This window comes from Phenylobacterium sp., from assembly GCF_036963605.1.
Classification (GTDB): Bacteria; Pseudomonadota; Alphaproteobacteria; order Caulobacterales; family Caulobacteraceae; genus Phenylobacterium.
This window is the reverse complement of record NZ_JBALUY010000011.1, coordinates 38,375-50,879: the sequence shown is the minus strand read 5'-3', so window position 1 is coordinate 50,879 and position 12,505 is coordinate 38,375. Positions and strand designations below refer to the sequence as shown.

12 protein-coding genes and 1 pseudogene are annotated in these 12,505 nt (G+C 69.9%); 3 read left to right on the top strand and 10 right to left on the bottom strand.

All coding sequences use genetic code 11. From position 1 onward, the window contains the following. From V7702_RS03880 to V7702_RS03865, 4 genes and pseudogenes are all read right to left on the bottom strand, one after another. A pseudogene (locus V7702_RS03880) lies at nucleotides 1–334 on the bottom strand (sensor histidine kinase); the annotation flags it as partial. A 77-nt stretch (nucleotides 335–411) separates the two neighbouring features. Then, nucleotides 412–1,461 (bottom strand): quinone-dependent dihydroorotate dehydrogenase, encoded by a 1,050-nt coding sequence (locus V7702_RS03875; protein ID WP_335648829.1) that lies wholly within the window; start codon nucleotides 1,459–1,461, stop codon nucleotides 412–414. Continuing rightward, nucleotides 1,458–1,799 (bottom strand): DUF952 domain-containing protein, encoded by a 342-nt coding sequence (locus V7702_RS03870; RefSeq protein ID WP_335648828.1) that lies wholly within the window; start codon nucleotides 1,797–1,799, stop codon nucleotides 1,458–1,460. The genes V7702_RS03875 and V7702_RS03870 overlap by 4 nt, the downstream gene beginning before the upstream one ends. After that, nucleotides 1,796–2,299 (bottom strand): SixA phosphatase family protein, encoded by a 504-nt coding sequence (locus V7702_RS03865; protein WP_335648827.1) that lies wholly within the window; start codon nucleotides 2,297–2,299, stop codon nucleotides 1,796–1,798. Before V7702_RS03865 ends, V7702_RS03870 begins: the two co-directional genes overlap by 4 nt. Before the next feature lie 92 nt (nucleotides 2,300–2,391). On the opposite strand from V7702_RS03865, the gene metX reads away from it, so the two are divergent. Beyond that, the gene (metX, locus tag V7702_RS03860; RefSeq protein WP_335648826.1) at nucleotides 2,392–3,552 is read left to right on the top strand and encodes a homoserine O-acetyltransferase MetX; all 1,161 of its coding nucleotides are present in this window, start codon (nucleotides 2,392–2,394) and stop codon (nucleotides 3,550–3,552) included. Continuing rightward, nucleotides 3,549–4,208 (top strand): methionine biosynthesis protein MetW, encoded by a 660-nt coding sequence (gene metW / locus V7702_RS03855; RefSeq protein ID WP_305285733.1) that lies wholly within the window; start codon nucleotides 3,549–3,551, stop codon nucleotides 4,206–4,208. The genes metX and metW overlap by 4 nt, the downstream gene beginning before the upstream one ends. On the opposite strand, the gene V7702_RS03850 is transcribed toward metW, so the two are convergent. The 3 genes from V7702_RS03850 to V7702_RS03840 form a co-directional block, all read right to left on the bottom strand. After that, nucleotides 4,205–7,309, bottom strand: a complete 3,105-nt coding sequence (locus V7702_RS03850) for an autotransporter outer membrane beta-barrel domain-containing protein (RefSeq protein ID WP_335648825.1) — start codon at nucleotides 7,307–7,309, stop codon at nucleotides 4,205–4,207. The two genes, metW and V7702_RS03850, sit on opposite strands and share 4 nt — an antisense overlap. A gap of 225 nt (nucleotides 7,310–7,534) precedes the next feature. Beyond that, on the bottom strand, nucleotides 7,535–7,879 hold the full coding sequence (locus tag V7702_RS03845; protein WP_300577982.1) for a P-II family nitrogen regulator: 345 nt from the start codon (nucleotides 7,877–7,879) through the stop codon (nucleotides 7,535–7,537). Nucleotides 7,880–8,025: 146 nt separating this feature from the next. Further along, on the bottom strand, nucleotides 8,026–8,769 hold the full coding sequence (locus V7702_RS03840; RefSeq protein ID WP_335648824.1) for a class I SAM-dependent methyltransferase: 744 nt from the start codon (nucleotides 8,767–8,769) through the stop codon (nucleotides 8,026–8,028). A 90-nt stretch (nucleotides 8,770–8,859) separates the two neighbouring features. On the opposite strand from V7702_RS03840, the gene gloB reads away from it, so the two are divergent. Next, nucleotides 8,860–9,621: a hydroxyacylglutathione hydrolase gene (gene gloB / locus V7702_RS03835; RefSeq protein ID WP_335648823.1), complete on the top strand. Its 762-nt coding sequence runs from the start codon at nucleotides 8,860–8,862 to the stop codon at nucleotides 9,619–9,621. A 6-nt stretch (nucleotides 9,622–9,627) separates the two neighbouring features. Here the strand turns inward: gloB and V7702_RS03830 are convergent, their stop codons facing one another. The 3 genes from V7702_RS03830 to V7702_RS03820 form a co-directional block, all read right to left on the bottom strand. Continuing rightward, nucleotides 9,628–10,395, bottom strand: coding sequence for a DUF4908 domain-containing protein (locus V7702_RS03830; RefSeq protein ID WP_335648822.1), 768 nt, complete (start codon nucleotides 10,393–10,395; stop codon nucleotides 9,628–9,630). A 54-nt stretch (nucleotides 10,396–10,449) separates the two neighbouring features. Further along, nucleotides 10,450–11,175 (bottom strand): beta-ketoacyl-ACP reductase, encoded by a 726-nt coding sequence (locus V7702_RS03825; protein WP_335648821.1) that lies wholly within the window; start codon nucleotides 11,173–11,175, stop codon nucleotides 10,450–10,452. 69 nt (nucleotides 11,176–11,244) lie between these two features. Beyond that, a complete protein-coding gene (locus V7702_RS03820) occupies nucleotides 11,245–12,420 on the bottom strand; it encodes an acetyl-CoA C-acetyltransferase (RefSeq protein ID WP_335648820.1) in 1,176 nt (391 codons plus the stop codon). Nucleotides 12,421–12,505: the final 85 nt, after the last annotated feature.

Here is a 12,505-nt window from a genome sequence, read left to right as displayed (position 1 = left end):
TATTGGCGCCCCGCAGGACGAGGCGGCGGACCCCATCGCTCTGGATGGCCACCCACTCCACGCCGGCCACCTCCAGCAGTTCGGAGGAGAGCTGCTCGCTGACCACCACGTCGGGCGCCACCTCGGTGGCCAGGGAGGCCAGTTCGGCGGCCCGCACCCGGTCCAGCAGCCACTGTTCCTCGAAGGCCGCCAGGGTCGGCGGCACGATCAGGGCGCCACCGAACAGCACGAACAGACTGGTGAGGATGAGCAGGCGTGCGGAAAGGCCGCCCGGCCAGAAGAAACCGCGCCTGTCAGGCCCTGAGGGCTCCGGTGGCGAGGGGGGCTCCGCCATGCCTGTCCGTTACTGCACGCCGCCCGATTGGGCAACGCGGCTCATCGCCCGGTCGCAGGGGTACGGGTTCCAACGCCTCAGCTTGCGGCGACCGCCTCGGCCGTCGAGGTGAAACCGTCAGCCCGCAGGCGGGCGGCCAGATCACGCTTGATGCGGGTCACCAGGCCCGGCCCCTGGAAGACCAGGGCGGAGTAGAGCTGCACCACGCAGGCGCCGGCCCGGATCTTGGCGTAGGCGTCCGCGCCCGAGGCCACGCCCCCGGCCCCGGCCAGGGGGAAACGGCCTTGGGCGGCGTCATGGAACTGGCGCAGCACCCGGGTGGAGGACGTGAGCAGCGGCGCGCCGGACAGGCCGCCGGCTTCGCCGCGGTGGGACGAGCGCAGGTCGGCGGGCCGGCCGATCGTGGTGTTGGAGACGATCACGGCGTCGAGGCCGGCGTCGGCCACGACGTCGCAGATGGCTGCGATCTCGGCCTCTTCCAGGTCGGGCGCCACCTTCAGGAACATCGGCGCCGCGCCCTCGGCCGGCAGGCTGTCCCGGGCCTCGCCCAAGCGCCCCAGCAGTTCCTGAAGCGCCTCGCGGGTCTGCAGGGCGCGCAGGCCCGGCGTATTGGGCGAGGAGATGTTGATGGTGAAATAGGAGGCCAGGCCCCACAGGCGGCGCAGGCCCGTCACATAGTCGCCGATCCGGTCGTCGGAGTCCTTGTTGGCGCCGATGTTGGCCCCGACCACCCCACGGCGGCGGCGCGCGAGGCGGGCGGCGAAGGGGTCCAGGCCCTCATTGTTGAAGCCCATGCGGTTGATCACCGCCTTGTCCTCGCTCAGCCGGAACAGCCTGGGGCGCGGATTGCCGGCCTGGGCCAGGGGGGTGACCGTGCCGCATTCCACGAAGCCGAAGCCCGCCGCCAGCATCGGCGCGAAGACCTGGGCGTTCTTGTCGAAGCCCGCGGCGAGCCCCACGCAGTTGGGCAAGGACAGGCCACAGAAGGTGATGGCCAGGATCGGGTCTTCAGGACCGCTCGCCCGGGGACCAAGCCCCATCTGCAGGGCGCGGATGGTCAGGCCGTGGGCGGTTTCTGGATCCACCTGACGCAGAGCGGCGGCCGCCAGGGTGTGCAGGGCGCTCAAGACAGGACTCCCAGCGTCGGCACGCCGTCTTCGCCCAGGGGCGCTTCATGGACCGCCAGGACCAGGGCGGTTTCGAAGCTGCCATAGAGGTGAGCGAACAGGTCGCCGCCGCGGGACGGCTCCCACTTCACACCCGGCCCCAGGTCATCGGTGTCCAGCTCCAGCACCACCAGGTCATCCTGGCCGGCGAAGTGCCGCCGGGCGGTTTCCTGCGCCTGGGCGGCGGTGGAGAAATGGATATAGCCGTCGGCCAGATCCACAGCCGAGCCTTCGAACTGGCCGAGCGCCCGGGCCTGGTCCCACTCCTCGCGACGGAGGATCTTATAGATCCGGGTCAATCATATCCTCCCCGCGGCGGCATCATCAGGCCGTCATAGACGGGGCGCCCCTGGCCGTCGAACAGGAAGACCGCTGCGGCCGAGGTGGGAAACCGCGAACGGGCGGTGTTCAGCAGGTCGCCGGACGCCCCGCCCTCGATCAGCAGCCGCAGGACCAGTTCATGCAGGCCGGGATTGTGACCGACCACCAGCACGGTTCCGGCCTGGCCGGCGACATCCCGCACCCGGTCGAGCACGGTCTGGGCCTCGGCGTGATACAGGTCCCCGTCGAACCGAACCTGGCAGGCGTCACAGACCGGCTTCAGCGACTCCCAGGTCTCCCGCGTCCGGGCCGCGTCGGACACCAGGGCGAGGTCGGGGGTGAAGCCCATCTCGGTCAGGCGCTGGCCCGCCTCCAGGGCGTCCCGGCGGCCCCGCGGCGTCAGCCGACGCGCGTGATCGTCCCCGCTCAATGACTCGCGCTCGGCCTTGCCGTGCCGCAAGAGGATCAGCCGCTGCATTCCCACTCCATAAGCCCAAGCCTGCTCCATAGCGCGACCTGGCCAGGACGCGAAGCGGTTGACAGTCGCAGAGCTTGGCGGTCCAAGGCGGCATGAGCCAGACGGTCATCGCCAGCCCGGCTATCGAAACCAACGGCGGGACCCTGCGCCTGCCGGCCGACGCCCCCCTACGCCTCGACTCCGGCGCCACGCTGGCGCCCCTGGAGATCGCCTACAAGACCTATGGGCGACTGAACGCCGAGCGATCCAACGCGGTGCTCGTCTGTCACGCCCTGACCGGCGACCAGCATGCGGCTTCGATCCACCCCATCACCGGCAAGCCCGGCTGGTGGAATCGGGTGATCGGGCCGGGCCTGCCGCTCGATCCGGATCGCTATTTCATCATCTGCACCAATGTGGTCGGCGGCTGCATGGGATCGACCGGTCCCTCGTCCCTCGATCCGGCCACCGGCAAGCCCTATGGGCTGACCTTTCCGGTAATCACCATCGCCGACATGGTCCGCGCCCAGGCCATGCTGATGGACGCCCTGGGCATCGAGACCCTGTTCGCCGCCGTCGGCGGGTCCATGGGCGGCATGCAGGTGCTGCAGTGGGCGGCCGACTATCCGCACCGGCTGCGCTCGGCCGTCTGCATCGCCGCGGCCGCCCGGCATTCGGCCCAGAACATCGCCTTCCACGAGGTCGGCCGTCAGGCGATCATGGCTGATCCCGACTGGCGCGGCGGCGCCTACGAGGCTCATGGGGTCCGCCCCGAAAAGGGCCTGGCCGTGGCCCGCATGGCCGCCCACATCACCTATCTGTCCGAAGCCGCCCTGCAGCGGAAGTTCGGCCGCGAGCTGCAGCGGGACGGCCTGTCCTGGGGCTTCGATGCGCCCGACTTCCAGGTGGAGAGCTATCTCCGCTACCAGGGCGCCTCGTTCGTCGACCGGTTCGACGCCAACTCCTACCTCTACATCACCCGGGCGGTGGACTATTTCGACCTGGCCGGCGCCTATGACGGCGTGCTGGCCCAGGCCTTCCGCCGCGCCCGCGACGTGCGCTTCTGCGTGCTCTCCTTCTCGTCGGACTGGCTCTATTCCACCGGCGAGAGCCGCGACATCGTCCGCGCCCTGAACGCCGCCGGCTGCCGGGCGAGCTTTGTCGAGATCGAGACCGACAAGGGCCACGACGCCTTCTTCCTCGACGAGCCGGTGCTGGACTCCGCCCTGCGCGGCTTCTTCGAATCCCAGGCCAGTCGCGGGGGACTGGCGTGAGCGGCCTGCGGGAGGACTTCAAGGAGATCCTGCGGCTGGTGCGCCCCAACGCCCGGGTGCTGGACGTGGGCTGCGGCGAAGGCGAGCTGCTGGAGTTGCTGACCCAGGAAAAGGGCGTCGATGGCCAGGGCCTGGAGATCAGCCCCAGCGGCGTGGCCGCCTGCCTAGCCAAGGGCATCGCCGCGGTCCAGGGGGACGGCGACCGCGACCTGGACCACTTTCCGACCCAGGCCTTCGACTACGCCATCCTGTCCAAGACCCTGCAGCAGATGCGCGAACCACGCCACGTGCTGTCCGAGCTGCTGCGGATCGCCGACCGGGCCATTGTCTCGGTGCCGAACTTCGGCCACTGGCGGGTGCGCTGGGCGCTGCTGACCCAGGGCCGCATGCCCGAGACCAAGGCCCTGCCCGAGCCCTGGTGGTCGACGCCGAACATCCACCTTTGCACCCTGCGCGACCTGACCGCGCTGTGCGACGAGCTTGGCCTGCGCATCGAGGCCTGCGCCGCGGTCAGCCGCGGCCAGCCGGCCCGCAGCATCGATCCCTCGCGCCCCATCGAGAACTGGCGGGCCGAGACCGCGCTCTTCCTGCTGACCCGCGAACGCCCGCGGCCGCCGGCGCCTGAGCCAGCCGCCACGGGAGATCTGTTCGGCTAGAAGGCCAGGCGGGCCGTCAGGCGGGCGTCATAGGCCTGGTGGTCGCCGCGCAGTTCGCCGCCGCCCTCCAGGGCGAGGTCGAAATAGCGGGTCATGCCGCGGACGCCCAGCCGCACCACGGCAGCGCCATCGTCCAGTTCCGGCGCGGCCAGGGTGAAGCTGGAGCCGCCGCTGACGAACCGGGCCGTGGTGGCGTCCGGCCCATCGCCAGTGAGGGCGCGGTAGCCCACCGTGACCTCCGGCCGCCACAGCATGGAGTCCTCATCGCCCAGGGTGGCGCCAAGCGCCACGCCGGCGAAGGCCGAGAGTTGCTGGCTCGTGCGCTCGTCGATCACCAGATCGATGGCCTCGCCGCCGCCGCTTTCGGTGCGGCCGTCCTCGCCGAAGTAGAAATAGTCCACCTGCAGCATCGGACGGGCGTGGAAGCGGCCGGCCTCGGCGGTCCAGGACAGGCCGGCATGGGCCGCCCCCATCACCGCATTCCATTCGGAGTTGGCGTTGCGGACCAGCCCTGAGTCGGTGTCGACCACGGCGCGGTCGCCCTGCAGCCAGGCATAGCCGCCGGTGGCGCTGGCCGAGGCCTGCAGGGCGCCGGCCGAGGCGCGCCAATAGACGCCGCCGGACAGGGCCGAGCCTGTGAGGTCCTCGGCTGCCGCCGCGCCGTTTTCCTCCACCGAGACGTTCAGGAAGCTGGTGTGGACGCCGAACGAGCCCATGGAGCCCTCGGCGCTCTCGACACCGGCCGCCAGGCCGAAACCGCCGGCGTCAAAGCCCGCCGAACCGCTGAGGTCCTGGCGGTGGATGACGCCGATCTCCTGCACCCAGGCCCGGCGCTGGCCGTCGGGAAGGCGGCCCTCGGTCTCGTCGATGCCCCGGGCGGTCGCTTCGTTCGCCGAAGCGAAGACGCGGAAGAGCGCGCCCGAATAGTCCGGCAGGAACTGGTCATAGAGGGCGACGAAGCTGGCCTGATCGGTCTTGGACAACAGGGCGTCGCGAACCGCGTCCTCGCGGTCGAAGGCGTCGAACACCGCATCATAGGCGCTGGCCTGGGCCGCATCGAGGCCCGCTTCGCCGGCGGTGCGCCGGCGGACATCGGCGATCAGCTGGTTCTGCGTCTCATCAGCCCGCAGGGTGGTCCTGTAGAGCCAGGGGCCGTCGGCGAGCAGGCTGTCGTCCAGCGCGCCCTGCACGTCCAGGTCGGCGGCCTGGATCAGGGTGAAGCTGGTGGGTTCAGTCAGCTTGCTGGTGAACCGCAGGCCGACCTTGGCGCCGTCCTCCAGGACCGCCGCGCCCGCCACATTGAGCCGGGTGCTGGCGCCGCCCACAGGATCGGCGGTGAGGACGAGTTCAGACTGGTCGCCGAGCGTAAGGGTGGTGAGTCCAAGGGTCGTAACATTGGTGGCGGTCAGCCGACCCTCGCCGATGGCCACGGAAAGCCCGCCGCCAGCGTCGGTAAGGGCGCCGCTGAAGGTCGCCCCGCCATCGACCACCAGAGCGTCAGCCCCGGCCCCAAACGCCAGGGCGCCGTTCATCTGGCCGGCCAGCAGCTCCATGCGCGCCGGGCCTGAGCCGAACAGGACGTCGCCGGTGATCGTCGGGACGACCGTCTCGACGCTGTGGGCGGTCTGGCGGACCGTAACGCCGGCGGTGTTGGCCCGCAGGTCCAGCGCAATGGCCTGCCCTTCGACGGTCGTCTCGTCGCCGGGCGTTATGGCGGCCCGGATCAGGCCGGTGTTTTCCACCAGGCCAAGCGTCCCTGCGGCGTCCAGCACAGCGGTGGCCGAACCCTTGGCCCCGGTGATGACGGCCGCAATGGTGCCGTTGTTGGTCAGCTGGCCTGTGGCCGCGCCAGCGTCGATCTGGATCGCCCGTACGTCGACGGCGGTCTCTGATGTGACCAGGCCCTGGATAACGCCGCTGTTGGCGATGACCGGAGCCGTGGCGCCTGATTTCAAATGAAGGCCCACCGCGCCGGCCTCGATTGCGCTGCCGGAAATCAGGCCATCGACCTTGATCCCGTTGGTGATGTTCACCTGCCCGCCCTGGCCCCCGATCTCGACGCCCAGGCCGCTGACGCCGTCATAGAGACCGATGCCATTGGCCGAGCCCTTGACCACCAGGCCATAGGCGTCGACGCCGGTTCCGACCGCGCCCAACACGATGTCGCCGGGCCCGCCGATCTGGATGGCGGCGGCCGAACCATAGGCAGTGACGACGCCGGTGGACTCCGAGGCGTCGGCGACGCCGTCGCCGTCCTCATCGTCTTCTTCGGCGTCATTGTCGGCCGGCGGCGCATCCACCAGCACGCCGCCCTGGACGCTGCCCCGCACGCGGACGGCCGGGCCGCCCTGCAGCAGGTCATCGGCGTCCAGGATGCTCGTGTCGCTGGGCCGGCTCGTATAGCGATAGCCGGTGGCGGTGACAGTGGAGCCCAGCACCAACCGGCCGCCGACGTTCTGGTCCACGGCGACGCCGACCGCGCCCAGCCCCTGGGCGGTGAGGCCGCCCGTGGTGACCACGTCCCCGCCCACGGTCCCGGCGGCGTGCAGGCCATAGCTGCGATCGCCGGTGACGTTGATGCTGCCGGCCGAGCGGATCGAACCGTCCACGGCGCTTTGCGTATAGATGCCCGCTGAATCATTGCCCTCGACGGCGATGGCGCCGGCGGTCTGGACGATGGAGCCGTGGAAGGGTTCGGCCCCGCTCACGCGCACGGCGAAGCGGTTGGAGCCCGACGCGAATGGGCCATCAAGGTCGCCATCGTCGTCGGCGTCCTCGGCCACATAGCTTTCGTTGACCTGCACCGTGCCCGAGAGGGTCACCTCGCCGGTGCGGCCGCCCTCGATGAGGACCGCGGTGGCGTCGTTGGCGTCGGTGATGGTCACCTCGCCGGCGATGGCCAGCCGGTTATTGCTGTTCAGAGTCACGGCGGTTCCACCCGAAGGCTTGACCGAACCAGAGCTGGAGATCGTCAGGTCATCCGGCGATCCCGACGCCGCGGTGGCCGTGGTCACCGGTGTGGTCACCGCCGTGCTGATCGTGGTCTCAGCCTCACTGACGCCCGCCACAAGCAAAAGCGGCGCAGCGGCAGCCGCGCTCAACCAACGCCTGTCCATGATATCCCCTCCCGGTTCGCCAAAGTGGCGCTCTGGAGAGCAATTGAGCCCCAAATGAGGAGGAAGTCGGGACCCAATGGGGCCATGCCAAGGCGAATTGGGGCAAGGAAGCGGCGCGGGAGAACGCCGATCTTCCGGAGCGAGTCGAAACCTCGCCTCTATTCAGGGCTGTAGGCCTGGAGCCCTTTCCAGTCTGACGACGCCATCGATCTAACCGGCGATGGCCGCAGCGTCCCGGTCTCCGGTCCGAATGCGAAGGGCCTGCTCCAGATCGAGGACAAAGACCTTGCCGTCGCCGATCTTGCCGGTGTTGGCGGTGCGGGCCACCGCCTCGATCACGGCGTCGGCGATGTCCGACGGCACGGCGATCTCCAGCTTGACCTTGGGCAGGAGCTTCACCTCGTACTCGGCCCCGCGATAGACTTCGGTCTTGCCGCGCTGGCGGCCATAGCCGCGCACCTCCGTGACGGTGAGGCCAGACGCGCCGGCCTCGGTAACGGCTTCGAGCACCGCATCGAGGCGGCTGGGCTTGATGACCGCGACGATCATCTTCATGGCGACGGGTCTCCGCTGGGGGCCGGCGAAATGCCGAACTGACAATCTGAAGCTAGGGCGTTCCGCCCGCGTCTCCAAGACCATCGGGGCCTTGTGAGGACGGGCGCCTGCGCCTTAGGCGCCTCCCCCAAACGGCCGGGTTGCGGTTAAGGTTGCGAGGGATCGCCCTGGCGCATGGCCGGCGCCGGCGAAAGCACCGGTCGCGCCTGCCGGATGCGAACCCTGTGGGGCCTGGCCTTGAGGGCGTAGGTCTGCTTGACCGCCTCCATCAGCAGCACCCCGGAAAAGCGCGGCCAGAGCCGCGAGCCGGCCTGCTCAAGGGTCTCCGCGGAGCCGGCCATCCAGGAGACCGGCGGCACATAGAGGGCGCGGGTATAGCCGGCGGGCTCGAGCTCGGCCTCCCGCAGCAGGGCGGCGAGCTGGCGGCGGCTATAGGGCCGTCCATGGCCGAAGGGGGTGCTTTCGGCGTTGGCCCAGAGACCGTCGCGGGCGACCACGGCGATGATCACCCGTCCCGATGGCGCCAGGACGCGCCAGACCTCCTGCAGGAGGCTGGCGGGATCGGGGCTCTCCTCGATGGCGTGGATCACCAGGATCCGGTCAAACAGAGCGTTCTGGAACGGCAGCGCCTCCTCATCGACGAGGGTGGCCAGGTTTCGGGTGGCGCTCGGCCATATCTCCACCCCCTGCTGCGCCGGCATGGCGGCCACCGTGCGGCGGGCGCGATCACGCAGGCCTCCAAGGAAGGGGGTCGCATAGCCAAGTCCAAGCACGTCCTGTCCCGAGGCCGAACCCCAGGCTTCGGTGACCTTGCGGCCGATCATGGCGCGGGCGGCCCGCCCCAGCTCGGAGGCGTAAAAGGCGCGCAGCTCAAGGATGTCTCGACGCATTGGCCCATGGGACTAGGATCGGAACTCGAACCCTATCCTAGTTTGCGGACCGCGACCTTGTCGCCCCGCCTGACCCCGACGAGGCGCGCCATGGCCCTGACCGTCCACCAGTTTCCCTGCCTCTCCGACAACTACGGCTTCCTGATCCGCGACGAGGCCACCGGCCTGGCCGCCGCTGTCGACACGCCGGACGCCAAGGCGATCCTGGCCGAACTGGACAAGACCGGCTGGCGCCTGGCGCTGATCCTCAACACCCACTGGCATCCCGACCATGCCGGCGGCAACGCCGAGATCCAGGCCGCCACGGGGGCGAAGATCGTTGGCCCGGCCGAGGTGCGCAAGATCGCCCCCCTGGACCGGGAGGTGACCGATGGCGACACGGTCGATCTGGGCGAGACCCGGTTCTCGGTGATGGAGGTGGGTGGCCACACCCTGGGCCATGTGGCCTATCACGACGCCGCCGACGACATCGCCTTTGTCGGCGACACCCTGTTCGCCCTGGGGTGCGGCCGCATGTTCGAGGGCCAGCCCGACCAGATGTGGGCGAGCCTGCAGCGCCTGGCCGCCCTGCCCGACCAGACCACCGTCTACTGCGCCCATGAATACACCGCCGCCAACGCCCGGTTCGCCCTGTCGGTGGACTCCGATCCGGCCCTGGCCGCCCGGGCCCGGGACATCTTCGCCGCCCGCGAACGTGGCGAGCCGACGGTGCCCACCAGCATCGGCGTGGAGAAGCAGACCAACCCGTTCCTGCGCGCGCCCTTGCTGGCGCCGGCCCTGGGGGTCCGCGGGGCGGCCGATCACGAGGCCTTCGCCGCGGTGCGGGCGGCCAAGGATAGTTTCAAGGGGTAGGCGAGATCAGCGCGAGCCGGCCGCGGCGACGATCCGCTCCGACGAGGGCCGGCCCGCCAGCCCATCCTCCGGGGTGATGGTGATCAGGATGACCCCGGCCCGCAGGCTGGCGCCGGGCCTGCGGCCCTCGACCAGGGTGACCTTGTTGACGCCGCTGAGGGTCGCCCGACCGCCGGGCTGGGCCGACATCCGCACCACGGCCTCGGCCGCCACCATGGCCGCATCAGCCACCAGGGGCGCGGTCTCCGGCGAGGCGTCGGCCTCGAAGGGGATCAGCCGCCGCGCCGCGCGGCTCGCCCGGGCGCTGGCCTGGGCCAGGCGCTGCAACAGCGCCTCGGGCCCCAATACCGGAAGGCGCAAGGGACTGGAGCCGCCGGCCAACGCCGCGGGCGCGCCCGAGGGTCGATCCGGCGTAAAGACGGTCAGCCCCCCGAGACGGGTGGCCCGGAGCACCGGCTGCCCCAGATCATTCTTGTAGATGATGTCGCCGCGGGGCGCCGGTTGGGGCTGCAGCACCCAGACCTCGGCGCTGTTCTCGAACTTCATCATCGGCCGCGGGGTGGAGCGATCGAGGATGAATCCGCCGCCGTCCTCGACCACATAGCGGGCCACCGGCGGCGCGGAGAAACGCCGGCCATCGTGGCGGCCTTCGCCAAACAGGCCTTCGCGCAGAGAGAGGGGGGCGGCCACGGCCGGAAAGGCCATGGCGACGCCGGCCGCGGCGAACGTCGCTGCGACGAGAATCCTCAGGGGCAGCACGGGGCGAGCGCTCATCATGGGCGATCACACATGGCGTTGGACTGGGGCGCTTTTGAGACGGAGGCCTGGTCAGCCGGCCATATACTGACCGCCGTTCAGCGACAGTGTCGATCCGGTCACGTAGCCGGCGTGCTCCCCGGACAGGAAGGCCACCATGTCGGCGATCTCATCTCCCCGGCCCAGTCGGCCCACGGGAATCTGGCCGATGATGCCCTTCAGCACCTCCTCGGGCACGGCGGTCACCATCTCGGTGTCGATATAGCCCGGGGCGATGCAATTGACGGTGACGCCCTTGCGGGCGTTCTCGAGCGCGAGCGCCTTGGTGAAGCCGATCATGCCGGCCTTGGCGGCCGAATAGTTGGTCTGGCCGATCTGGCCCTTCTGGCCATTGATCGACGAGATATTGATGATCCGCCCCCAGCCGCGCTCACGCATGCCCTCGATCACCTGCCGGGTCATGTTGAACAGGGAGTCCATGTTCACCCGGATCACCTCCGACCACTGCTCGGAGTCCATCTTGTGGAAGAAGCCGTCGCGGGTGATGCCGGCGTTGTTGACCAGCACGTCCACCGGTCCGAGCTCGGCGGCCACCTGGTCCACGGCGGCCTTGCAGTCGGCAAAGACCCCGACATTGCCCTTGACCACCATGACGCCCAGATCCCGGGCGCAGGCCTCGGCGGCGGCCTCATTGCCGGAATAGCCGGCGGCCACCTCGAAGCCGTCGGCCTTGAGCCTCTGGCAGATCGCCCGGCCGATCCCGCGCGTGCCCCCCGTGACGAACGCCACCTTGGCCATGAGATTCCTTCCCTGACGTACTTTAAGAGCCGGGGGCTTGAACGCCCCCTGGCGGGTTGTTCGTATCGGCTAGACCTGCTCGACGCACATGGCCACGCCCATGCCGCCGCCGACGCAGAGGGTAGCCAGGCCCTTGCGGGCGCCCGAGCGCTTCATCTCATAGAGCAGGGTGGTCAGGATCCGCGCGCCCGAGGCGCCGATGGGGTGGCCGATGGCGATGGCGCCGCCATTGACGTTGACCTTCTCCCCGTCGAGCCCCAGTTCGCGGACCACACAGATGGACTGAGCGGCGAAGGCCTCGTTGGACTCCACCAGATCCAGGTCGTCGACGCTCCAGCCGGCCTTTTCCAGGGCCTTGCGGCTGGCCGGGATCGGGCCGGTGCCCATCACCTCGGGATCAACCCCGGCATGAGCCCAGGAGGCGATGCGGGCGAGCGGCTTAAGGCCGCGAGCCTTGGCCTCCTCGGCGCTCATCACCACCAGGGCCGCGGCGCCGTCATTCAGGCCGGACGCATTGGCTGCAGTGACCGAGCCCTCCTTGTTGAAGGCCGGACGCAGGCCAGACACGCTCTCCAGCGTCGCTCCATGGCGGATGTACTCGTCCTGATCGACCACGGTGTCGCCCTTGCGGCCCTTGAGGGTCACGGGCGCGATCTCGTCGGCGAACTTGCCGGCCTTCTGCGCGGCCTCGGCGCGGTTCTGCGAGGCGACGGCGAAATTGTCCTGGTCGCCCCGGGTGATCTGCCAGCGGGCGGCGATATTCTCGGCCGTCTGGCCCATGTGGTAGCCGTGGAAGGCGTCCCAGAGGCCATCCTTGATCATGGTGTCGACAAAGTTCAGGTCGCCCATCTTCTGGCCCGAGCGCAGATGAGCCGCATGCGGCGCCTGGCTCATGCTTTCCTGCCCGCCGGCGACGACGATCTTCGAGGCGCCCTCGGCCACCTGCTGGGCGGCCAGCGCCACGGCGCGCAGACCCGAGCCGCAGAGCTGGTTCAGGCTCCAGGCCGGGGCCTCCACCGGAATGCCGGCCCCGATGGAAGCCTGACGGGCGGGGCCCTGGCCGGCGCCGGCCTGTAGCACCTGGCCCAGGATCACCTCGTCGATGTCGGCCGGCGTCAGCCCCGCGCGGCTGATCGCCGCCGAGATCGCCACCTTGCCCAGTTCGTGGGCTGGCAGGCTGGCCAGGGCGCCGTTGAACGATCCCACGGGCGTGCGGGCGGCCGAGACGATCACCACATCGGTCATAGGAAGCTTCTCCCTCTGTCTTCGCTGCTATCTATCAGGACGCGCCGGGCTTTGGGCAAGCGCGGCGCGCGCGGCCGCGTGATTT